At 65.4% G+C, this 21,042-nt stretch carries 19 protein-coding genes and 1 tRNA gene; 7 read left to right on the plus strand and 13 right to left on the minus strand.

The genetic code is table 11. The features are described from left to right. Positions 1-37 precede the first annotated feature (37 nt). From MU521_RS09490 to MU521_RS09500, 3 genes are read left to right on the plus strand one after another with little or no spacing between them, the layout of a single operon-like run. Entirely contained in the window at positions 38-1,519 is a 1,482-nt protein-coding gene (locus tag MU521_RS09490; RefSeq protein WP_092691724.1) for a molybdopterin-dependent oxidoreductase, read from the plus strand. Positions 1,520-1,570: 51 nt separating this feature from the next. Next, a complete protein-coding gene (locus MU521_RS09495) occupies positions 1,571-1,846 on the plus strand; it encodes a winged helix-turn-helix domain-containing protein (protein WP_092691726.1) in 276 nt (91 codons plus the stop codon). Positions 1,847-1,858: 12 nt separating this feature from the next. Continuing rightward, positions 1,859-2,149, plus strand: a complete 291-nt coding sequence (locus MU521_RS09500) for a DUF8036 family membrane protein (protein WP_175452849.1) — start codon at positions 1,859-1,861, stop codon at positions 2,147-2,149. A 13-nt stretch (positions 2,150-2,162) separates the two neighbouring features. Here the strand turns inward: MU521_RS09500 and MU521_RS09505 are convergent, their stop codons facing one another. From MU521_RS09505 to MU521_RS09515, 3 genes are all read right to left on the minus strand, one after another. Next, complete coding sequence (locus MU521_RS09505; RefSeq protein WP_092692029.1) at positions 2,163-2,699, minus strand: phage tail protein; 537 nt, start codon at positions 2,697-2,699, stop codon at positions 2,163-2,165. 39 nt (positions 2,700-2,738) lie between these two features. Then, positions 2,739-3,179 (minus strand): phage tail protein, encoded by a 441-nt coding sequence (locus MU521_RS09510; RefSeq protein WP_092691733.1) that lies wholly within the window; start codon positions 3,177-3,179, stop codon positions 2,739-2,741. Between the two features lie 212 nt (positions 3,180-3,391). Further along, positions 3,392-6,532: an adenosylcobalamin-dependent ribonucleoside-diphosphate reductase gene (locus MU521_RS09515; RefSeq protein ID WP_092691736.1), complete on the minus strand. Its 3,141-nt coding sequence runs from the start codon at positions 6,530-6,532 to the stop codon at positions 3,392-3,394. A 516-nt stretch (positions 6,533-7,048) separates the two neighbouring features. On the opposite strand from MU521_RS09515, the gene MU521_RS09520 reads away from it, so the two are divergent. After that, positions 7,049-7,252, plus strand: a complete 204-nt coding sequence (locus tag MU521_RS09520; protein ID WP_092691738.1) for a DUF8029 family protein — start codon at positions 7,049-7,051, stop codon at positions 7,250-7,252. Here the strand turns inward: MU521_RS09520 and trpG are convergent. The 5 genes from trpG to MU521_RS09545 form a co-directional block, all read right to left on the minus strand. Beyond that, entirely contained in the window at positions 7,246-7,872 is a 627-nt protein-coding gene (gene trpG, locus MU521_RS09525; RefSeq protein ID WP_092691741.1) for an anthranilate synthase component II, read from the minus strand. The two genes, MU521_RS09520 and trpG, sit on opposite strands and share 7 nt — an antisense overlap. Then, a complete protein-coding gene (trpE, locus tag MU521_RS09530; protein WP_092691744.1) occupies positions 7,869-9,530 on the minus strand; it encodes an anthranilate synthase component I in 1,662 nt (553 codons plus the stop codon). The genes trpG and trpE overlap by 4 nt, the downstream gene beginning before the upstream one ends. Further along, complete coding sequence (locus tag MU521_RS09535; RefSeq protein WP_092691751.1) at positions 9,527-10,168, minus strand: phosphoribosylanthranilate isomerase; 642 nt, start codon at positions 10,166-10,168, stop codon at positions 9,527-9,529. Before MU521_RS09535 ends, trpE begins: the two co-directional genes overlap by 4 nt. Further along, the gene (gene trpD, locus MU521_RS09540) at positions 10,165-11,166 is read right to left on the minus strand and encodes an anthranilate phosphoribosyltransferase (RefSeq protein WP_092691757.1); all 1,002 of its coding nucleotides are present in this window, start codon (positions 11,164-11,166) and stop codon (positions 10,165-10,167) included. The genes MU521_RS09535 and trpD overlap by 4 nt, the downstream gene beginning before the upstream one ends. Before the next feature lie 101 nt (positions 11,167-11,267). Beyond that, a complete protein-coding gene (locus tag MU521_RS09545) occupies positions 11,268-12,560 on the minus strand; it encodes an RNA-guided endonuclease InsQ/TnpB family protein (RefSeq protein ID WP_175452850.1) in 1,293 nt (430 codons plus the stop codon). Positions 12,561-12,791: 231 nt separating this feature from the next. Here MU521_RS09545 and MU521_RS09550 point away from each other — a divergent pair. Beyond that, positions 12,792-12,866: transfer RNA gene (locus tag MU521_RS09550), tRNA-Val, on the plus strand. A 35-nt stretch (positions 12,867-12,901) separates the two neighbouring features. Here the strand turns inward: MU521_RS09550 and MU521_RS09555 are convergent. After that, positions 12,902-13,702: an HNH endonuclease gene (locus MU521_RS09555; protein ID WP_092691760.1), complete on the minus strand. Its 801-nt coding sequence runs from the start codon at positions 13,700-13,702 to the stop codon at positions 12,902-12,904. A 113-nt stretch (positions 13,703-13,815) separates the two neighbouring features. Between MU521_RS09555 and MU521_RS09560 the strand changes: the two genes are divergently transcribed. After that, positions 13,816-15,333, plus strand: coding sequence for a sensor histidine kinase (locus tag MU521_RS09560; RefSeq protein ID WP_092691763.1), 1,518 nt, complete (start codon positions 13,816-13,818; stop codon positions 15,331-15,333). Positions 15,334-15,396: 63 nt separating this feature from the next. Here MU521_RS09560 and MU521_RS09565 read toward each other — a convergent pair whose 3' ends face one another. After that, the gene (locus MU521_RS09565; RefSeq protein ID WP_092691769.1) at positions 15,397-15,891 is read right to left on the minus strand and encodes an HTH domain-containing protein; all 495 of its coding nucleotides are present in this window, start codon (positions 15,889-15,891) and stop codon (positions 15,397-15,399) included. A 281-nt stretch (positions 15,892-16,172) separates the two neighbouring features. On the opposite strand from MU521_RS09565, the gene MU521_RS09570 reads away from it, so the two are divergent. After that, entirely contained in the window at positions 16,173-17,315 is a 1,143-nt protein-coding gene (locus MU521_RS09570) for a CBS domain-containing protein (protein WP_092691772.1), read from the plus strand. 15 nt (positions 17,316-17,330) lie between these two features. On the opposite strand, the gene MU521_RS09575 is transcribed toward MU521_RS09570, so the two are convergent. The 3 genes from MU521_RS09575 to MU521_RS09585 all read right to left on the minus strand — a co-directional run bounded on the left by MU521_RS09575 (position 17,331) and on the right by MU521_RS09585 (position 20,947). Beyond that, positions 17,331-17,729 (minus strand): hypothetical protein, encoded by a 399-nt coding sequence (locus MU521_RS09575; protein WP_092691775.1) that lies wholly within the window; start codon positions 17,727-17,729, stop codon positions 17,331-17,333. Positions 17,730-18,330: 601 nt separating this feature from the next. Further along, complete coding sequence (locus tag MU521_RS09580) at positions 18,331-18,483, minus strand: hypothetical protein (RefSeq protein WP_175452851.1); 153 nt, start codon at positions 18,481-18,483, stop codon at positions 18,331-18,333. Between the two features lie 238 nt (positions 18,484-18,721). Further along, the gene (locus MU521_RS09585; protein WP_092691778.1) at positions 18,722-20,947 is read right to left on the minus strand and encodes a CDC48 family AAA ATPase; all 2,226 of its coding nucleotides are present in this window, start codon (positions 20,945-20,947) and stop codon (positions 18,722-18,724) included. Between the last annotated feature and the right edge of the window lie 95 nt (positions 20,948-21,042).

Consider the following 21,042-nt stretch of genomic DNA (forward strand, 5'->3'; position numbering starts at 1 on the left):
GACAATCGGTTTCAGTGGGCACCGCCTCCGAACAGGTATGTCACGGTTCCGTGTGCAGGTGTCGAACGCACTGCCGACGCTGGTGGTCGGCCTAGTCGCCGGGTTCACCGCCGTCGTCGGCTCCTACGCCGCCGCCGGGTTCACTCCGTCGTTCGTCGTCACGCCGGTCACGAACTGGATCCGGGAGACGAGCCCCGCGGTGGTCACCAACTCGATCATCGAGAACCTCGGGAGTCTCGGTCAGACGCTGCTCTTTCTGAGTGCCGTCGCGCTGTTCGTCGGCGGCATCGCCGCCCTGGTCGTCGGCTCGCGCTCCCTCGGCCAGCGACTCAACAACCGGGCGCTCCCGGTCGTCGCGACGACGGCCGGCACCTGGGCGTTCGTGGCGCTCACCACCGGCCAGCCGTTGCTCGCGCTCGGCGCGGCGCTCCCGCCGGGCGCGGTCGTCCTCCTGTTCGTCACCGCGCCGTCGCTCCCGGTGCCCGAAGCCGTCGACTCGCGCCGCCGACAGGTCCTCTCGAGTGGGGTCGCACTGGCCGGCTTCAGCCTCGCCGGGTACGCCGTCGGCCAGCGTCGCACGCCGGATCTGGGCGGCGAACCACTCGCGGAGAACTCGAAACAGCAGCAACTGCTCCAGGGCGCGGCCGAGAAGTCCTTCTCGATGGACGGTGCGGAACCGCTGGTCAGCGAGAACTTCTACACCGTCGACATCGCCAACGTCGACCCGACCGTCGACGAGTCCGAGTGGAACCTGACGATCACCGGCGAGGTCGACGAGGAGGTGACCCTCGGGTATTCGGACCTCAAGGCGATGGAGTCGGTCGACCGTTTCGAGACGCTGCGCTGTGTCGGCGAGGACCTCAACGGGAAGAAGATGGACACCGCGCTCTGGACCGGCGTCCCGTTGCAGGATCTGGTCGCACGGGCCGGCCCGAACGGCGACTGTGACTGCGTGCGGCTCCGGGCCGCCGACGGCTACTACCAGGTGTTCCCGATGGACGCGCTCGAAGACAGCCTGCTCGCCTACGGGATGAACGGCAACGCGCTCCCGCGCGGTCACGGCTACCCCGTCAGGGCGCTCATCCCGGGCCACTGGGGCGAGATCCAGGTCAAGTGGATCAGCGAGATCGAAGTCCTCGATCAGGACGCCGAGGGCTACTGGGAGAAGAAGGGGTGGCACGGGACCGGCCCCGTCGAGACCGTCGCGAAGCTCCACGCCGTCAACGACCTCGACGACGGGCGCAAGGAGGTCGGCGGCCACGCTTACGCGGGCGTCCGGGGCATCCAGCAGGTGGAGGTGTCCACCGACGGTGGCTCGACCTGGAACGCGGCCGAACTCACCGAGCCACTGGAAGGCATCGACACCTGGCGACAGTGGCGGTACCGCTACGATCCGCCGGGCGGGTCGCACGAAGTCGTCGTCCGCGCCACCGACGGCGAGGGACGGCTCCAACCCAGCGAGGAGAGCGACTCTTATCCCAGCGGTGCGACCGGGTGGGTGTCGAAGACAGTGCAGTGACCGAGACCAGCACGCATAAACGGGAACCGTGAGAACCCCGACCAACTGTCGATGGAGAAGGCCCTGTGGTACCTGCTGGCCGGCACACGCGGGGGTGAGAACCGCGCCCGGATCATCCGGACGCTCGACGAGCGTCCGCGCAACGCCAACCAGCTCGCCGAACACCTGGACGTGGACTACAACACCGTCCGGCACCACCTCGACATGCTCGAAGACCACGACGTGGTCGAACCGGGCGGGGACGATTACGGCCAGCTGTACTTCCTCACGGACCGCTTCGAACACCACCGCGACGCCTTCGAGGAGATCATCGATCACGTGGAGTGACAAATAATGGCAATGAGTACCTGGATCACGGCCGCGAGCGGACTCGCCGGACTGAACGTGCTGTTGCTGGCGTCGCTTGGCTTCGTCTGGCTACGCAACTACCGGCAGTTCAAATCGCCACTCGTCCTCGGCCTGCTGGCCTTCTCGGCCGTGATGCTCGTCGAGAACCTCGGCGCCATCTACTTCTTCTTCTCGATGGGCATGCTGTACGCCAGCGATCCCACGGCCCAGCAGTTCGTCGTCGCCCTGCGCGGACTAGAGACCATCGCCCTGGCCGTCCTGACCTACGTCACCTGGCAGTAGCGCGGGGGTCCAGTCACGCCGAGTCCTCGCCCGCCTCGGTCCACGCCGACAGATCCGACACGGCTTCGAGTCCCTCGTGGGCGAGTTCGAGTTCCTCCATCGCGACGCCGGACCGCTCCGCGACCAGTTCCGGCCCGGTCCACTCGACGGGCGTCGCCGCGAGACACCGCCAGCCCCGGACGGGCCGACCGGCCCCGTCGAGCAGGAAGACGTGGACCGGTCGCGGTTTCACCGTCCCCGCGACCCAGTCCTGGAGCCAGTCCCACAGCGTCGTGTCGTCGCCGACCCCACGCCGGAGTTCCAGGTTGGGTGACTGGGTGCGCCGGCGCTCGGTCGTCGGGAGTGACTCGCGATACTGGTCGAACCAGTCGCCGAAGTCCCACCAGGGGCTGTCCCCGGTGTCGCCCGCACCGCTCTCGGCCTCGTCGGGTGCCACCTCGACGCGGACGGAGAGCCCGCGGACGGCCGCAAAGCCCAGTCGCTCGCCGGTGCCGATGTCGACCGCGAACCGGTGACGCGGGTACGGGTCCGCCGACTCGTCAGCGGCCATCGGTTCGTCCCCGCCGGTCACGCGCCGGTTCGGTGTCCGTCATGCCGTGCGCTCGAACCCCTCACAGACGAGTTCGAGCGATTCGATGGCCACGTCCTCGCCGGTGGCGTCGAGTCGCGGAGCCTGGTAGGTCGCCGGCCACACGTCCCTAAGTTCCCATCGCGGACCCGCTTCGCCCTCGCGGTCGAGGACGACGATGGCGACCGTCCGGCGCGCCTCGTCGACCTTGCCCTGCTCGACCAGCTTGCGCCACTCGTACAGGACGATGGAGTCGTCCGTGACGCCGCTCCGGAGGACGACCCGGCCGTAGCGGTTCAGCCCCGCCAGCTGTCGGACCGTCGGTGGGTCGGTCCCCTCACGGTACTCGATCACATCTGTGCTGCTCGTGGGCTGGCGACACTCGGCGAAGCCGGCCTTGGCGATCCCGTCGATCTCGAGCAAGAACCGCACGTTCCGGTAGGGCCCGTGTTTGTCCGGCATGGCTACACCGTGCCCCCCGGTCGAAGTTCGATGTCGACTGTGCGTCTCCCTGGCGCGAGGCGCTGATACATTTCGTTTCGCCTTCAGGTCGGACGTACATAACGATACTGCTGCCGACGACGAGAGAACGAAAATCGGCGCGTCCGCGTTCGGTCGATCGCTCCCCGTAGTGTCACACGCTCCAGGTGCGAAGGGAGGTCCAGCCCGTCAGCTCAGCACTCGGACCAGCCACAGGACTCGCAGGTCTTGCAGCCCTCCGAGTAGTACAGCGTCATCGCGCCACAGTCGGGACACTCCGGACTCTCGCCGCTGGAGATGAGTTCCTGTGTCGCGTCCTCGCCGGATTTCGTCTGTGCCTTGGCCCCACCGTCAGGCTCGGGCGCGCCCGCGCCGGTGTCGGCGACGGCCTCGGCGTTGGGATCCTCGGCGGTCTCGGTCTCGGCGGCCGTCTCCTCGAGGGTCTTCTGCTCGGGGTAGCCCTTGTCGATCTCGTCGTCGAGGTAGCGACGCAGGGCCGTCCCGATGGCGTCCGGAATGGACTGGATCTGCTCACCCTTGTCCCAGGCGACCTTCGGGCTCCGAGTGCCCTGGAGTTCGTCGACGATCTCCATCGGGTCGACGCCGCTCCGGAGGGCCGTCGAGATGACCTTCGCCAGCGCCTCGGTGAAGGAGTTGGTGAAGCCACCGGAGTGGCCGATGTTGGCGAACAGCTCGAACGGTTCGCCCGTCTCGGGATCCTCGTTGATGGTCACGTACACCTTCCCGTAGCCGGTGTCGATGCGCTGGGAGACGCCCCGGAGCGCGTCGGGCCGGGAGCGCTTGTCGGCGTACTTGCTGGCGTCCAGGTCGAACAGGTCCTCGGCGGACACGTCCAGTTCGGCCTGCACGTCCTCGTGGTCGAGGAACGCGTCGATGCTGCCGAAGATGTCCTGTATCTTCCCCGAGAGAACTTCTGCGGCCTCCTCTTCGTCCATCTCGGCGAACTCGGTGTTGTCCGCCCGCGTCGTCAGCACCTGCTTCGAGCGGGTGCCGTCGCGGTAGTAGGTGACGCCCTTGCCGCCATGTTCGTAGATGTACTCGAACACTTCCTTGGCGTCCGCGACGGTGGAGTCGTTGGGCGCGTTGACCGTCTTCGAGATGGCCGAGTCGACGCCCTCCTGGCAGGCCGTCTGGATCGCGGCGTGCTGTTTGGCCGTCAGGTCCTGCGTGGTGACGAACAGTTCGCCGATGGCGTCCGGCACGGTGTCGAGGCCGTCGATGCCGTCGAACTCGTTCGTGGCCATCTGCTCTTCGGCCTCCTCCTTGACGGCGTCCACGTCGATGCCGTTCTCCTCCAGCACGCGGAGGAAGTAGTCGTCGAACTCCACCAGCATCTCGTCGCCCTGCACGTCGTCGGAGACGTTCTTGTAGTAGGCGACGTTGTAGATGGGTTCACAGCCGCCGGTGGTGTTGCCGACCATGCTGGTCGTCCCGGTCGGCGCGATGGTCGTCGTGTTGTGGTTGCGGATAGCGAAGCCGTCGTCCCACTCGTCGGCGTCGAGCCCGGTCTGTTTCTCGAACCACTCCCGGTACTCGGTGGGGTCGGCGTACTTGGACTTGTCCCACTCGTCGAAGGCGTCACGTTCCTCGGCGAGTTCGTGGGAAGCCCACTTCGAGCCGTGGTTGATGTGACGCATGATCTGGCGCGCGACCTCGTTGGAGGCCTCGTCGCCGTACTTCATGCCGAGCTGGACGTACAGCTGGGCCAGCCCCATCACGCCGAGCCCGATCTTGCGCATCTCCCGGACCTTCTGTTCGATCTTCTCGACCGGGAAGTCGGACATGGTGACCACGTTCTCCAGGAAGCGGGTCCCCATCTCGATGCGGTGGTCGAACTCGTCGGTGTCGAGTGCCTCGGAGAGGAACGCGTCGACGGCGTCTTCGAGACTGTCGTACTCGTCGAGATGCTCGTCGGACCAGATGCGCCAGTCCGGCGCGTCCTCGGCGGCCAGCGTCGAGAGGTTGATGTGGCCCAGGTTGCAGGCCTCGTACTCCTCGAGGGGCTGTTCGCCACAGGGGTTGGTGGCGAGAATCTGGTGGTCGGGGTGCTCCTCCACGTCGAAGGAGTGTTCCTTGTTCACTCGCTCGAGGTAGATCACGCCGGGTTCGCCGTTCTCGTGGGCGCCCTCGACGATGTGTTCCCAGACCTTCTCCGCGGGAACTGAGAGGATTTCGCCGACTTCGACGTGCTCGCCCAGCCCGAACATGTCGTACAGTTCCTTGGTCTCGGGCGTGGCGACGTGGGGTTCGTCGGTGCGGGGGTTGGTGAAGGTAAAGTCCTCGCCCGCCTCGACGGCGTCCATGAAGTCGTCGGTGATCCCGACGGAGATGTTGAAGTTCGAGAGGTGGCCCTCGACGGCGTTGCGGAGGTGTTCGGGCACCTTGCCGTCGTCGTCGATGAGTTCGCGGGCCTCGTCGAGTGCGTCGGCGAAGGAGTTGTGCGTGAAGTCGTCGGGGTCGTTCAGGCGCAGCGTCTCGGCCAGACTCACGTCCTTGTTCTTGGCGTGGATGAACTGGATCACGTCCGGATGGGAGACGCGCATGACGCCCATCTGGGCGCCCCGCCGGGCACCGCCCTGGGCGATTGTCTCGCACATCTGGTCGTACGTGCGCATGAACGTGATGGGGCCGGAGGCGATGCCGCCGGTCGAGCCCACGGCGTCCCCGTAGGGACGGAGCCGCCAGAAGGCGTAGCCCATGCCGCCGCCGGACTGGAAGACCTGGGCGGCTTCTTTCGCTGTTTCGTGGATATCGTCGATGTCGTCCTCGGGCGAGTCGACGAAACAGGCCGAGAGCTGCTGGAGCTCGTCGCCCGCGTTCATGAGTGTCGGCGAATTCGGCATGAAGGCGAGTCGCTCCATCAGGTTCTGGAACTCCTCGGCGGTGTCCTCGACGTGTTCCCGGACCGGATCGGGGAGTTCGGGAACCAGCGTGTCGTAAGCGAACTTGTTGACGTTGTAGATAGAGAGAGCCGTCTCGGCGTCGGCGTCGGCCGTGACGCCCGCACCGAAGACTTCCGCGGCGAGTTCGTCCCGTCGCGGGTGGTCGGGTTTGAGCTGGTCGGGCGTGACGGTGATCTCCAGATCCCGCTTCCCGGCCTCGAAGACGGCCTCGGCGAGCGCGATGTTCTTGCCGACGCGCTCGAAGAGGTCTTCCTGCTGTTCGATCAATTCGCCGTCGGCGTCTTTCCGCAGATACCGCGCGGGGAGAATGTTGTGGTAGGCGTTACCGGTCAACCGCTCTTCGAGGGTGTCGCCCTCGGTGCGCTTGATCGGCAGCGTCACCTCGTCGGTCGAGAGGTCGTGCCGACTCACGGACGCTCCCCCCTCTCCGGCGCTGTCTGGCGTACGATTCGCGACTTGGTCCTGAGCCTCTGACCTGTCATTTGTAGCGGAACTTGTTTGTCTCGGGTGGCAAATAACCCTTGTCGTTGGGGCGTTTTCCGCGTCGATACAGATGTAACTTGCTAGTCATTCCGTACCCGCAAGCACCGCTTCGCGGGCGTGATTGCTACGGTCGATAGCGAGGGACGGACACTTCTTAAGCCTGGGCAGACCGGAGTGAAAGTGAAATCGGCACCTCCGGAACCCAGAGACGGGAGCGGAGTTTCCAGTGGAAATTGGAGGGGGTTCGGGTGTGAGTGCGCCCCCGATCGGGGTAGTTTCTTTGCCCGCCTCGGGAGCCGAAAAAACGCCTCGGAATCCACAGATGTCGGTGGGATGCGTGGGCCAGTGCGGAACGGCAGGCGCGCGCGGCGCGCGCCGTAACCTCGACACGAAAAGCGGGGGCTGGCCAGTACGTTTTATTCCGGGGCGATGGTACTGTCGGCTATGCTACCCGTCCAACTAGGTCCGCTGGGGTCCCCGCCCGCGCTGTTGCTCGGCCTGCTCGCACTGGCCGCCGTGATCGTGGTCGGTCGGCTCCTGTTGCGCCTCGCCTGGAAACTGGTGGTGATCGCCCTCGTGGTCGTGGCGGCGCTGTGGGTGGTAGGTGCGATCAGCCTCGGTGACGTGCTGATCGCCGCGCCCTACTGATCGGCCGCCCAGTCGAGGAAGTTCCGGACCACGTCGTGGCCCGCGGCGGTCAGGACCGACTCCGGATGGAACTGCACGCACTCGATGGGATACTCGCGGTGGCGAATCCCCATCACGAGGTCCTCGCCGTCGTTCTCGCAGGTCGCTGTCACGTCGAAGCAGCCCGGCACCGCGGTCGCGACCAGCGAGTGGTAGCGGCCGCCCTGGAAGCCCTGGTCCAGGCCGGCGAACACGCCCTCGCCGTCGTGGTCGATGGCGAACGCCTTCCCGTGGATCGGTTCCGGCGCGCGCCCGACCGTCCCGCCGTAGACGTGGGCCGCAGCTTCGAGGCCGAGACAGACGCCCAGCGTCGGCACGTCGGGGCTCACCTCGCGTAACACGTCGTTTGTCACGCCCACGTCCCGTTCGTTCGCGGGGTGGCCGGGCCCGGGACTGATCACGATGGCGTCGGGGTCGACCGCGCGCACGTCGTCGAGCGACGCGGTGTTGCGCAACACCTCGGTCTCGGCGTGTTCGCTGACGTACTCGACGAGGTTGTAGGTGAACGAGTCGAAGTTGTCGACGAAGAGGACCTTCGGGCGATCCGCGTCGGCCGCAGTGGCGTCCTCGGCAGCGCTCATCGGGACACCTCCTCGGCCCCCTCTTTTTCACCGGCAGGGCCAGGGTGTGCGTCGGCCTCTACAGGCTCATCGGCGATGGCATCCAGCGCAGTCAACACGCCGTCCATCTTCTTCTCCGTCTCGTAGTACTCGCTCGCGGGGTCCGAGTCGGCGACGATGCCCGCACCGGCCTGGACGGTGATACGGTCGAGGTCGTCGTCGCGGTCGGCGGTGTAGGGCCCGGTGCCGCTCTCCACGGTCGCCGTCCGGATCACGATGGCGAAGTCGGTGTCGCCGGTCCAGGAGTAGTAGCCGACGCCGCCGCCGTAGAGGCCCCGTGGCTCGGGTTCGAGATCGTCGATGATCTCCATGGCGCGGATCTTCGGCGCGCCCGAGAGCGTCCCCGCGGGGAAGGCGGCCCGCGTCGCGTCGAACTGGTCGGCGTCGTCGGCGAGCGTCCCCGTCACGGTCGATTCGATGTGCTGCACGTGGCTGTACTTCAGGACGTTCATGAACTCCTCGACGCGGACGCTGCCGGCCTGTGCCACCCGGCGCACGTCGTTGCGCGCCAGGTCGACCAGCATCGTGTGTTCGGCCCGTTCTTTCCCGTCCGCGAGCATCTCGCCGGCCAGCCGGCGGTCCTCGACCGGCGAGGTCCCGCGGTCACAGGTCCCCGCGATGGGGTTGGAGACGATCCGGTCGTCCCGGACGGAGATCAGCGTCTCCGGGCTCGCGCCGACGACGGTCAGCCCGTCGTAGCCCAGCAGGTACATGTACGGCGAGGGGTTCACTTCCCGCAGCGAGTCGTAGAACGCCAGCGGGTCCACGTCGCCGTCGAGTTCCCGTTTCCGGGAGATCACGCCCTGATAGATGTCCCCGTCGAGGACGTGCTCCTTGGCGCGCTCGACGGCTTGCTCGTAGTCGGCGCGCGGGTCGGCCCGCTCGGCGTCGAGCGCGAATCCGCCAGTCTCGACGGCCACGTCGGCGTCGAGCAGAGCCGCGACCCGCTCTGCCTCGGCTTCCAGTTCGTCGTAGCGCTCGCCGGCGTCCTCGTCGGGGGTCACGAGCGGCGTAAACACCAGCGAGACGGTGTCGTCCCTGTCGTCGAAGACCAGCGTCTTCGTGTTCAGGACGAACTGCGCGTCGGGCAACCGTCCGTCGGGGTGGTCCAGCCCCACCTCGTCGAGCCACATGTCGTAGACGGCGTCGTATGCGAGAAAGCCCACGAGTCCGCCGTCGAGGTGCTGGCGGTCCGCGCCGTTGAACCCGCGCAGGGTCGCGTCCGGGAGCGCGTGCCGGAGGTGGTCCACCGGGTCGGGGTCGGCGCTCGCATCGGTCGCAACGAGTCCCGCGTAGCGGTCGTCGAACGTCTCGACGCCTGCGCCCGACGAGTCGACGGTTACGACCGCCTCGGGATCGTACCCGACGAACGAGTAGCGAGCGTGGCGTTCCTCCTTTGTCGGCGCGAACGCCCCGTCCGGGTCGCTGGAGGCGACCTTCTCGGCACTCTCCAGCAGGAAGGCGTACGGCGCTGGCTCGGCGTCGGTCGTCCGCCCGGTCAGCGCGGCGTAAGCGGCCAGGGGCTCTACGTCGGCGGGCAGGTCCGCGGCGACACGGACGACCGCTGGCCCGTCGGTGTCTGCCAGTTCGACGAATTCCTCGCGGCTGGTGTCGATCATGCACTGACCACCGCGCTCTCGGCCCGCTCGACGAACTGTCGGACCGCGTCGTGGTCCTTGACGCCGCCCTCGGCCTCCACGCCGCTGGCCACGTCGACGGCGAAGGGCCGAACGGTCTCGACCGCCTCGGCGACGTTGTCCGGGGTGAGCCCGCCGGCGAGGATCACCGGCGTCTGCAGGTCCGCGACCAGGTCCGCCGTGCGCTCCCAGTCGTGTGTCTCGCCAGTCCCGCCACCGCCTTGCTCGTCCACGGAGTCGACCAGGAGGGCGTCGGCCGCGTCGGCGTACGCGTCCACGGCGGAGTCGGTCGCGTCCACGGCAGCGATCACCTTCACCGGCGCACGCTCACGCACCGCGGCGATGGCGTCCGGCCTCAGGTTCCCGTGCAACTGCACGGCGTCCGGTTCGACCCGGTCGACCAGTTCGACGGCCCGGTCGACGCTGTCGGGCATCGTCACCAGCACGCTCGTCACGAACGGTGGGACGGCGGCCGCGAGGTCGGTGGCCCGAGTGATGGAAGTCTCGCGTGGCGTGTCGACGGTGACGGCGGCGGTGAGCCCGACCGCGTCCGCGCCAGCGGCGACAACGGCGTCGAGGTCCGTCTCGCGCGTGATGCCACAGATCTTCGCCCGCGTCATTGCTCGACCGCACGGAGATCCGCGAGTTTCTCGGTGGCCCCGCCCTCGGCGATGGCCTGCCGGGCGCGTTCGACGCCGTCCCGGTGAGAGTCGGCCTCGCCCGCGACGTAGATCGCCGCCCCCGCGTTCGCGAGGATGATGTCCCGTTTGGGTCCCGTCACCTCACCCTCGACGATACCACGGAGGTCCGCGGCGTTCTCCTCGGGGGACCCGCCGGCGACCGCCTCGATGTCCGCCCGGTCGAGGCCGAGGTCGGCGGGTGTGATCGTGTACTCCTCGACGGAATCGCCCTGCACCTCCGCGACGACCGTCTCGTCGTGAATCGCGATCTCGTCCAGTCCGGCCCCGTGGACGACCATCGCGTGGTCGACGGGCATGTGCGTCAGGGAGTTGGCGATCAGCGGCACCAGCTCGGGATCGTAGACGCCCAGCACCTGCGCGTCCGCGCCGGCCGGGTTCGTCAGCGGGCCGAGAACGTTGAAGATCGTCCGCATCCCGAGTTCCTTGCGCGGACCGATGACCGCCTTCATCGCCGGGTGGAAGACGGGCGCGAGCATGAATCCGATCCCATCGCGCTCGATGGCCGCCTCGACCGCCGGCGGTTCGGCCTCGACGTTCACGCCCGCAACCTCCAGCACGTCGGCGCTGCCCGACGAGGACGACACCGAGTAGTTGCCGTGCTTGGCGATGGGTACGCCCGCCCCGCTGGCGACGATGGCGCTGGTCGTCGAGACGTTGATAGTGTTGTAGTCGTCCCCGCCGGTCCCGCAGGTGTCGACCAGCGGCGACCGGTCCGGCGAGATCGTCCGCGCGGCCTCACGCATCCCCTGGGCGAAGCCCGCGATCTCGTCTTCCGTCTCGCCTTTGGCGCGCAACGCCGCCAGCAGCGCGCCGATCTGTGCCTCCGTCGCCTCCTCGAAGATCGCCGTCGCGGCCTCGCGTGCCGCCGCGACCGTCAGATCCTCGCCCTCCGTAACTCGTTCGATGTAATCCTGCATTGTGGACACCAATGGGCGTATTCGCGTTGTGATGTACAAATCCGTTCATCGACTTAAGCGTATCGGGTCCACGGTGGTCCGGACGGCACGACAGGTGCGTGTCAGCTACCCACCGCTGAAGCGGTGGGCTTGTCGGTGGACTCCCGTTCTGCCGACACGGGAGTGTCGGACGCTACGTCAGTCGCGTTCACGGTCATCACCCCCGACTTCAGGGCGTACTGACAGAACGCCCCTCCAGCAGGGGACTTCTGCCCCCGCTGGAGTTGAAGCGCGAGCTTCCGGGCGATATTCTTCGCCGCGTTGTAGTCGGCGTTCACCGAGTACGAACAGTCGAGGCAGGCGAAGCGTTGCCCGTGGCGGTTTTCTTCGAGCGTACAGCCACATTTCGAGCATTGCTGGCTCGTGTAGGACGGTTCGACTGTCTCGACCACGATGCCGTGTTCGTCGGCTTTGTACGCAACTTGTTCCTGTAACGCACGGAATGCCCACTGCTGGAATTTCTTGCCGTCGCTGATGCACTCTCGAATCTGTGCCAGGTCCTCGAACGCGATGTGCGTACAGCCGTGGTGTTCGGCCTCTGCAACGAGTTCTTTCGAACAACGATGCAGGTAGTCACGGCTCCAGCGACCGAACCTGTCACCGATGCGCTGATAGGTCAGGTGGGCGCTTCGCGTCCCGGTCTGTTGCAGGCTGGCACGCCGTTTCTCGAACTCGCGGCGCTCGTGGTTGAGGGAGTCGGCGTTGCCGATGAACGTCCCAGTCGAGGTCACGGCGATGTGGCCATCAACGTTGCAGTCCACGCCAAGGACTCTCGAATCCTCGGCTTTCTCAGGACTGCTCGCGTCGGGTTCCCGTTCCATCGCGGCGTGCAGGTAGAATTCGTCGGCGTCGCTGTCGTAGTGGACGGTGCTGGTCGAAAACGAGTAGGTCTCGTTCAGCAGGTACTCGCCGTGGGGTGTGCCTTCGGGGTCGTCGGGCAGGTCGTACTCGCATTCGACTCTGCCGTTGACGGTAGCGAGACTTACCTTGTCGCGGTAGTAGGTAGCGGCTCGCTTGTCGTAGACGATGCTGAACGTGTCGTATTCGGGCTTGCTGGTGGTCTCGCCCTCGGCAAGTCGGTCAACGCAATTGCCAATATCGTCGGTGGCGCGTTTGATGGCTTTCTGGACGAGGTTCGCGTGCAAGCCGTCCGTTTCGTCGCGGAGGTCGTCGTAGATACCGGCTTCCGCTTCACTCTTGTTGGTCACGCAGTCTTCGTCGGGATGGCGCCACGCCCAGTCTGCGGTGCGGTTCGCACAGTACTGGAATTTGGAGTTGGTAGCGTGGAGGTCGCTCTTTCGGTCGTCGGGCACGTCGAGACGGACGCGAACCGTTCGAGTTACCTCCCACACCATACGTCACAGTAGTAGCTATCCTTTATTAATATCTTTTATCACGTTGGGGAGTCAGGAATGCTGATACTGGTGGATCGTTGCACGGAGCGTACGCGCTTCCTCCCACGGCTAAAGCCGTGGGCATCCGCGCTGTATCCGCTGTGACACGGGCACGAGTGCCGGACGGAACGGCTTTCTCCAATCCGAAACCTTCAATTACCACTGCGGGTTACGGTGTGGTGTAGGCAGCACGGGTTCGTGGTCTAGATCGGTTACGACACCTCCTTGACATGGAGGAGGCCGACGGTTCAAATCCGTCCGGACCCATCTGCCAGTTTTCTGACATATTCTGTCGGAACGTGTTACCAGTAGGACTCCAGAGGTTGATCGTCTGGATCAGGCTCAACGGTCGTACCCGGTGCATCAGGGTGATGAGTTCGGCAGACAGTGACGAGATTCCGGAGAAGGTGTGCGTGTTCAGGTGGCTTCTCCCAGATTTTGAATAGCCGGACCGGAACAATGTGGTGGACCTCTACACCGCGACCGAAACGGCGTCGATGTTCTTCGTCGTGAATTCCGCAGACAGTACATCGGTAATCGTCGCGTACGAGAGCTTTTTCGCGCTGTTTGATCCAGTGTGTCGAATAGTATCCGCTGGTCTCGACCCTGTTGTCCTGCCCCCAGCACGCCATGGAACAGTACTCGGTATCCAGCGATTGCCGTCGCTCGAAGGTCTCTTCACAGCCGGAACAGGTGAGTTCGACCTGTCGCCGTCGCGGTTTCCCGGCACAGTCGTTCGAGCAGAACTGTCCGTCACGGACTGACGGGTAGTACCGAAATTCCTCGCCACAGGTTTCACACGCACTCGTTGCCAGCGATTCCCCATCGGTAATGTCGAGTCGGGCGAGCCAATGGCAGATGGTGGTCTCGGCGACGTTGCACTCGTCGGCGATGTCCTGTTGGTCACGGCGTTTCTCGACGTACTGCTCGCGGAGCCACTGCCGGTCCTGATACCGACGGTCGTCGTCGATGTCGTGCCGGGCGAGCCAGCGACGGATCGCACTCGGCGACGTACCGCACATCTCGGCGATCTCCGTCGAGGACTTCCCGCTCTCGACGTACTGAGTTCGGAGAACTTCCGCATCCTGGTAGCGCCTACTCATCGGTGGCCACGTGCCAGGTTCGTCCTGTTTCGATACGTGAATGTTCGGGCGAGAATGTCGGGACTCGAACCAGCGCGAACCCTTTTGCAGGTGGCTTCCGAGTAGAAACTAGGATGGCAGGTGAGGACGCACCGCCGGTCGACGCCGAGAGCGTCGAGGACCTGCTGGACCGGATGACGGACGCGTTCATGGGTTTGGACGACGAGTGGCGGTTCACCTATCTGAACGAGCAGGGGCGACGCGTCGTCTGTGAGGCCACGGGTACAGATCTGACCGTCGAGGAGTTGCAGGGCCGGACGATGTGGGACACGATTCCGGCGTTGGAGGGGACGATCTTCGAGGATCGCTACCGCGAGGCGATGGCGTCACAGTCGCCCGTGTCCTTCGAGGCCGAGTACGAACCGCTGGGCGCGTGGTTCGAGATCAACGTCTACCCCTCTGACTCGGGCCTGTCGGTGTACTTTCGGGACGTGACCGAGCGGCGACAGCGGCGCAGGGCGCTGGAGAAACGCGAGACGGTGCTCCGGGAGATGTACGAGGTCATCTCGGATCAGGCTCTGTCGTTCGAGGGCCGCGTCGAGGAGTTGCTGGCCATCGGGTGTCGGGAACTCGGCGTCGAGTACGGGACACTCTCGCGGGTCCGGGACGACGAGTACGTGTTCGAAGTCGTGCAGGCCCCGGGCGATGTCCTGGAGTCGGGGGACGTGGTCGACCTGGAGGAGACACACTGCGAGCGCGTCGTGTTGAGCGAAGAGCGACTCGTCACGGGTGACGTGGCGGCGGATCACCCGGATCTGACCGACGGTGCGGGCTACAGGGAGTGGGGCATCAACTGTTACCTGGGGACGCCCGTCGTCGTCGACGGGGACGTGTACGGAACCTTCTGTTTCTACGATGCCGAGACGATGACGCGGTCGTTCTCCGAGTGGGAGATTACGCTGGTCGACACCATGGGCCGGTGGATCGGATCGGCGCTGGAACGGAAACTCGCAACCGAGCGGCTCGGCCGGCAAAACGAGCGGCTCGAACAGTTCGCGACCATCGTCTCCCACGACCTCCGCAATCCACTGGGGGTCGCACAGAAACGACTCGACCTCGTCACCCAGGACTGCGAGAGCGAGCATCTGGCGGAGGTGGAACGCGCCCACGACCGGATGGAGACGCTGATCGACGACGTACTCGAGATGACACGGGTGGGCGAGACGGTCGAGAACATCAGCGAGGTGACGATGGCGGCGGTCGCCAGGGACGCCTGGGACAGCGTCCGGACCGGCGACGCGTCACTCGACGTCGACGAGGAACTCGTCGTGTCCTGTGACCGGAGCCGGCTCCGGCAGTTGCTGGAGAATCTGTTCCGGAACTCGGTCGAACACGGCACAGAGGGCGAGGACAGCGTGACGGTCCAGATCGCGGACCGTCCCGGTGGCTTCGTCGTCGCGGACGACGGCTCGGGAATTCCGGAAAGCGAGCGCGACTCCGTGTTCGAATTCGGCCACTCCGGGTCCGGCGGGAGCGGCGTGGGCCTGGCCATCGTCGAGCAGATCGCGACGGCCCACGGCTGGGAAGTCACGCTCACCGACGACTGGGACGGCGGCGCACGCTTCGAGTTCCAGACGACGGCGGATCGGTGAGCGCGGACGGCGGGCCGCCCAGAGACACGAGGGACGGTGAGAGAGACGTGTACCCGGTTACAGTTACTCTTCGGCCACCGTAGCGGCCGCGCTGGCCGTCGGCTGGTCGACCAGTCGGCGTTCGAGGGCGTCGAGGTGGTTCACGACGCTGGTCACGTCGTCTCCGTGGCTGCAAGGTGTAACCTGTTCGAGTTCGTTGCCGTGGTACTCGGCCAGCCCCATCTTCGGCAGGACGATGGTGGTGTGGTCCTGCCCGGTGATCGACGAGGACTGCTCGCGGGTCTGGTAGAACGATTCGAGGGTGGTGTTGTTGGCCAGCGCCCACTGTTTGAACTCGGCGATCCGGTTGAGGATGAACTCGCCCTGGTCGGTCTCGGCGGCGTTGGTCGTCGGGTCGATCTGGCGGCCCCAGACTTTCACGTAGAAGTCGTCGATGTGGCCCTCGTCTTCGAGGCGCTGGAGCCGTTTGAGTACCTGCTCCTGTCGTGTGCGCGCACCCGGTGGAGAGAGTGTCCGCACGTAGAGTTCGAGTCGTACTGGGTCTGTGTTCGATGACATTGTGGATCCCCTCCCATCGAACAATCGTGAACCCCGCTCCTAAAGTGTTCCTCTAATTAATATAATACCACATGGAACGCCTAATACCGATATAATGTCCCGCGGCCTGTCAAACCGTTACGTCCGGACTGTTGTCGAGTTCGCATCTAAACGTATCGGTAGCGACCGGGGCGCCGGCGGCGTGTTTCCCGGTTGGGAATCACTGCCGGCAATCGCCGGGAGCCGGGAACCACCGCTAAGTTTGATTACCCCGGGCAGTCAAGCAAACACGGGAGATTACGATGGATATTGCTGATATCGCCACCAGCGATTATATAGAAGTCGACGCTACCGAGCGGCTGGCGAAGGTCCGCTCTATCTTCGAGCGCAAGAACCCCCGGGGAATCATCGTCACGAACGACGGGGCCTACGAGGGAGTGATCGGCCGGCGGCAACTCCTCCAGTCCCACGTGCAAGACGACGCCAAGGCCGAGTCCCTGGTGGTCTCGGCCCCGCAAGTCGAGCGAACCGACGACGTTCGCGAGGTCGCGCGCGTCCTCGTGGAGGGCGGCACGAAGATCGCCCCCGTGTTCGAGGCCGACCAGCTGTGGGGGATCGTCACGACGAACTCGATCCTCGAGGCGGTGCTGGAACACCTCGACGCGCTGACCGTCGGGGACATCTACACCGAGAACGTCGTCACGGTGAGCGAAGACACCCACATCGGGCAGGCGATCAACCTCCTGCGCGAACACGGGATCTCGCGGGTGCCCGTCCTCGACGAGGACGGCCTGCTCTCGGGGATGGTCACCACCCACGACATCGTCGACGTGGTCGTCCGTGACATGGACAAGACGACCCGCGGCGAGCGCGCCGGCGGGAACGACCGCATCCTCGACATCCCGGTGTACGACGTGATGTCCAGTCCCGTCGCCACGACCGACACCGCCGAGTCGGTCCGGTCGGCCGTCAGCCGGATGCTCGACAACGACTACAACGGCCTGGTCGTCACCCCCGAGGGCGACGACAGTCAGGTCGTGGGCATCCTCACCAAGACCGACGTACTCCGTGCGTTGACTTACACCGAGGAGGAGCACATGGACGTCCAGATCACGAACATCACGTTGCTGGACACCATCTCGCGTGAGGACGTGCGCGTGGACATCGAGGGCGTCGTCGACAAGTACAGCGACATGCAGGTCCGACACGCCCACGTCCGCTTCCACGAACACAAGGAGAAACTGCGGGGCACGCCGCTGATCCAGTGCCAGATCCGCCTGCGCACCACGGAGGGCCAGATCGCCGGCTCCGGCGAAGGCTACGGCGCGGAACAGTCGTTCAACGTCGCGCTGGACAAACTCGAACGCAACGTCCTCGAGCTGAAAGACGTGCGCTCCGACGAGGAGTACCGCGGGCAGTTGCTCCGGAAACTCGGCGAGTTGTAGGCCGAGACTTCGCCGTCACTTCGTGTGGAGCCAGGCCCGTGCTTCCGACATATCTTCGGCGAACAGTTGTTCCAGTGGGACTTCCGTGTCCCTGCGGGCAGTCTTGTCCAGCTCGAACTGCGCGATCCGGTCTTCCGGATAGATGTAGGCCCCGTACTCGACGCTCGTCGCGAAGAGTCGGGGGGCCCAGTCCTCCAGAAGCCACTCCCGCTGGTCCGGGAACGACTCGAACGCGCGACAGTCGGCGAGGACTTTCGTCGCCCTCCGGTCTTCGACGAGCGAGAGCAGCGCCTCCTGCCCAGCCCGGAACGATTCCGCCTCGGGTGTGGTGTGCCACTCGAGGACTGCGGCGTCGAGTTCCGGCTCCCACCCAACCGTGTACACCTCCGTCTCGTCGTACGGCTCCAGTGGCATGGCGAGGGGTACGACCAGCGGGTATTTGTAACTGGACCTCGGTTCCGGATTTCGAAACTCCAGCGGGCCGGGACGACGTCGTCCCGAGCCAGTTGCGTGCTTCCTCGATGTCGTCGGTAAAGAGTCGTTCGAGGCCGGGGCGTAGGCTGTTTGCGCGCGGACATGTCGACGGTCGTTCTGGCTGGCCGATCCTCGGGGTAGACGATTGCCTTCTCCGCTAGCCCGGCCTCGACGGCCCGCGGTTGCCAGTCCGCCACCGTCCAGTCCCGGTCGACTTCGCTCATCAGTCCCTGCTTCCGGCAGTCCACGAGCGACTTGGTCGCGTCCCGGTCGACGATCCAGTCTATAACGCGTTCCGTCACGTCCCGATACTCCTCGCCGCCCACGTCGCCGGCCCACTCCACGGTGATCGTTCCGGTCCGTTCGTCCCAGTGTACCGAGTAGACGCCGGACTAGTCGAGCACCCCCTCGTCCGTACCCACCCTGGTGGCCGCAGTGTCTTGTATGCCACCCCGCAGGACGAGAAAGCAGGGGCCGCCGGAACGGCCCACGATGCCCGAGGTCGGTCGACGGCTGTTCGCGGACGGTCCGAAATGGCCTGTCAGGCCGCGACGCCACAGCACCGACAGCGTGACTCGCCAGCCGCCTCATCCCATACCAGCGTCCCCTCCTCACAGTTGCGACAGGGAGCGTAGCTCGCGGACGGTGCGTACGAGAGGTCGGTCCCGGTGGACGGGTTCTGCGCCTTCGACATTACAATCAACACTTGCCCACCAATACCGCATAAAGGTTTGGTATAATGAGAGTAATATCGAGATTATACCCTTAGACAAGCAATATTCATCCGTAGCTCTGGATTTCTTCAATCTCATTCTGTAGCAGGTTCGGAGAGGGACAGTTCGAGGAGAGCGATGCCGCTCCGGGAGGGAGATCGGAGAGATTCCGCTACGGTCGGTGGTCGAACCGCGAAAAACGAGTCGGTCGTCGAGTCGTTACTGGAAGCCGATGCGGCCGCCGCCACGACCACGGCGCTGGGTTTCGGCACCGCCTTTGAACTCGTCTTCCATCTGCTGGAAGTAGTCGCGGATATCCTCGTCGACGGTCGGGCGCACGCCCTCCATCGCCTGCCGGAAGTGGCGCATCTCGACGACTTCGGCGTCGTCGTCCTCGCGCAGAGCCTCGATGGCCGCCTCGCGGCAGATGCTTTCGAGGTCGGAGCCGACGTAGCCCTCGGAGATTTCGGCGAGTTCACGCAGGCTCACGTCCGCCGACAGCGGCGTGTCCTGCGTGTGGATGTGGAGGATCTGCTCGCGCCCCTCCACATCGGGCTCGCCGATGTAGGTGAGTCGGTCGAACCGCCCCGACCGGATCAGTGCCGGGTCGATCATGTCCGGCCGGTTGGTCGCGCCGATGACCATCACGTCCTCCATCTCTTCGAGTCCGTCGAGTTCCGTCAGGAGCTGGTTGACGACGCGCTCGGAGACGTTCGAGCCGACGTCGCCACCCCGGCCGGGCGCCAGCGAGTCGAGCTCGTCGAAGAAGATGATCGTCGGCGCGACCTGCCGGGCCTTCCGGAAGGTCTGCCGGATCGCCTTCTCCGATTCGCCGACCCACTTGCTGAGCAGTTGCGGCCCACGGACCGAGATGAAGTTGGCGTCGGTCTCGTTGGCCACCGCCTTGGCCATCAGCGTCTTCCCGGTGCCGGGCGGGCCGTACAGCAACACGCCCGATGGCGGGGTCACGCCCATGCGCTCGAACTTCTCGGGCTGGTTCATCGGCCACTCGACGGACTCCTGGACCTGCTCTTTGGCGTCCTGCAGGCCACCCACGTGGTCCCAGTTGATCTTGGGGAGTTCGACGAGGACTTCCCGCATCGCCGAGGGCGAGACCTCGTTCAGTGCGCCCTGGAAGTCGTCGCGCTTGATGATCATCCGGTCGATCAGGCTCGGCGGGATGTCCTCCTCGTCGAGGTCTATCTCGGGGAGGTACCGCCGCAGGGCTTTCATCGCGGACTCCTTGGTGAGGCTCTCGATGTCCGCACCGACGAACCCGTGGGTCTCCTCGGCGAGTTTCGAGAGGTTCACGTCGTCGGAGAGGGGCATCCCACGAGTGTGGATCTGGAGGATCTCCTCGCGACCCACCTCGTCGGGGACGCCGATCTCGATCTCGCGGTCGAACCGGCCCGGCCGCCTGAGCGCAGGGTCGACCGAATCGACACGGTTCGTCGCCGCGATGACGATGACCTGGCCCCTGCTTTCGAGGCCGTCCATCATCGTCAGCAACTGGGCGACGACCCGGCGTTCGACCTCGCCGGTCACGTCCTCGCGCTTGGGCGCGATGGAGTCGAGTTCGTCGATGAAGATGATCGACGGGGCCTCCTCGCTGGCGTCCTCGAAGATCTCACGTAACTGTTGTTCGGACTCGCCGTAGTACTTCGAGATGATCTCCGGGCCGGCGATGGAGAAGAAACTCGCTGAGGTCTCGTTTGCTACCGCCTTCGCGAGCAAGGTCTTCCCGGTCCCGGGCGGGCCGTGGAGCAAGACGCCCTGCGGGGGCTCTATCCCCAGTTTCTTGAAGATCTGAGGATGTTTCATCGGGAGTTCGACCATCTCCCGGACCCGCTGGATCTCTTTTTGCAGGCCGCCGATGTCCTCGTAGGTGATACCGCCACCGGTCTTCTCGAAGCCGCTGATGGGCTCCTCGCGGAGTTCCACGTCGGTATCCTCCGTAATGAGGACGACGTCCTCGGGATCGGTCTCGACGGCGATCAGCGGGATGGCCTGGCCCGGGGAGCGCATGAACGGGTGGTTCGTGCTGCTCATCACGGGCACGATGTCACGCTCGACGACCGGCCGCTTGAGGATCTGCCGTTTGACCATGCCGGCGGCGTCGGAGCCAAACTGCACCGATGCCTCCTCGGGCGGTGCCAGCACGAGTTCGTCGGCCTTCTGTGCCTCTGCCTTGCGGATGGTGACGCGTTCACCGATGCCCACGTCGGCGTTCTGGCGCGTAAACCCGTCGATGCGGACGGTGTCGGTGTTCCAGTCCTGTCGGTCCGCGCGCCACACCTTCGCGGCGGTGGTGTCGCTCCCTTCGATCTCGATGATGTCGCCCGGAGAGAGCTTGAGATGCAACAACGTATCGGGATCGAGGCGGGCGATGCCGCGGCCCGAGTCGTTCGGGTACGCCTTCGCCACCTCTAGTTGAACTTCATTCATACTCTGTGGGGATGTAACACACTCGGGTACGCCGGGAGATATGCTTTTTGCTACCGGTGGTCCACTCGCCGGTTCGTTGCCGCTCGGTTACAGCG

It is taken from the genome of Halorientalis regularis, assembly GCF_023698535.1.
Classification (GTDB): domain Archaea; phylum Halobacteriota; class Halobacteria; order Halobacteriales; family Haloarculaceae; genus Halorientalis; species Halorientalis regularis.

What these genes read in the sequence shown, in the direction of transcription:
- MU521_RS09490 (WP_092691724.1), top strand. Translation starts at nt 38, where the DNA reads ATGTCACGGTTCCGTGTGCAGGTGTCGAACGCACTGCCGACGCTGGTG.
- MU521_RS09495 (WP_092691726.1), top strand. Translation starts at nt 1,571, where the DNA reads ATGGAGAAGGCCCTGTGGTACCTGCTGGCCGGCACACGCGGGGGTGAG.
- MU521_RS09500 (WP_175452849.1), top strand. Translation starts at nt 1,859, where the DNA reads ATGAGTACCTGGATCACGGCCGCGAGCGGACTCGCCGGACTGAACGTG.
- MU521_RS09505 (WP_092692029.1), bottom strand. Translation starts at nt 2,699, where the DNA reads ATGGCCGCTGACGAGTCGGCGGACCCGTACCCGCGTCACCGGTTCGCG.
- MU521_RS09510 (WP_092691733.1), bottom strand. Translation starts at nt 3,179, where the DNA reads ATGCCGGACAAACACGGGCCCTACCGGAACGTGCGGTTCTTGCTCGAG.
- MU521_RS09520 (WP_092691738.1), top strand. Translation starts at nt 7,049, where the DNA reads ATGCTACCCGTCCAACTAGGTCCGCTGGGGTCCCCGCCCGCGCTGTTG.
- trpG (WP_092691741.1), bottom strand. Translation starts at nt 7,872, where the DNA reads ATGAGCGCTGCCGAGGACGCCACTGCGGCCGACGCGGATCGCCCGAAG.
- trpE (WP_092691744.1), bottom strand. Translation starts at nt 9,530, where the DNA reads ATGATCGACACCAGCCGCGAGGAATTCGTCGAACTGGCAGACACCGAC.
- MU521_RS09535 (WP_092691751.1), bottom strand. Translation starts at nt 10,168, where the DNA reads ATGACGCGGGCGAAGATCTGTGGCATCACGCGCGAGACGGACCTCGAC.
- trpD (WP_092691757.1), bottom strand. Translation starts at nt 11,166, where the DNA reads ATGCAGGATTACATCGAACGAGTTACGGAGGGCGAGGATCTGACGGTC.
- MU521_RS09545 (WP_175452850.1), bottom strand. Translation starts at nt 12,560, where the DNA reads ATGGTGTGGGAGGTAACTCGAACGGTTCGCGTCCGTCTCGACGTGCCC.
- MU521_RS09555 (WP_092691760.1), bottom strand. Translation starts at nt 13,702, where the DNA reads ATGAGTAGGCGCTACCAGGATGCGGAAGTTCTCCGAACTCAGTACGTC.
- MU521_RS09560 (WP_092691763.1), top strand. Translation starts at nt 13,816, where the DNA reads ATGGCAGGTGAGGACGCACCGCCGGTCGACGCCGAGAGCGTCGAGGAC.
- MU521_RS09565 (WP_092691769.1), bottom strand. Translation starts at nt 15,891, where the DNA reads ATGTCATCGAACACAGACCCAGTACGACTCGAACTCTACGTGCGGACA.
- MU521_RS09570 (WP_092691772.1), top strand. Translation starts at nt 16,173, where the DNA reads ATGGATATTGCTGATATCGCCACCAGCGATTATATAGAAGTCGACGCT.
- MU521_RS09575 (WP_092691775.1), bottom strand. Translation starts at nt 17,729, where the DNA reads ATGCCACTGGAGCCGTACGACGAGACGGAGGTGTACACGGTTGGGTGG.
- MU521_RS09580 (WP_175452851.1), bottom strand. Translation starts at nt 18,483, where the DNA reads ATGTCGAAGGCGCAGAACCCGTCCACCGGGACCGACCTCTCGTACGCA.
- MU521_RS09585 (WP_092691778.1), bottom strand. Translation starts at nt 20,947, where the DNA reads ATGAATGAAGTTCAACTAGAGGTGGCGAAGGCGTACCCGAACGACTCG.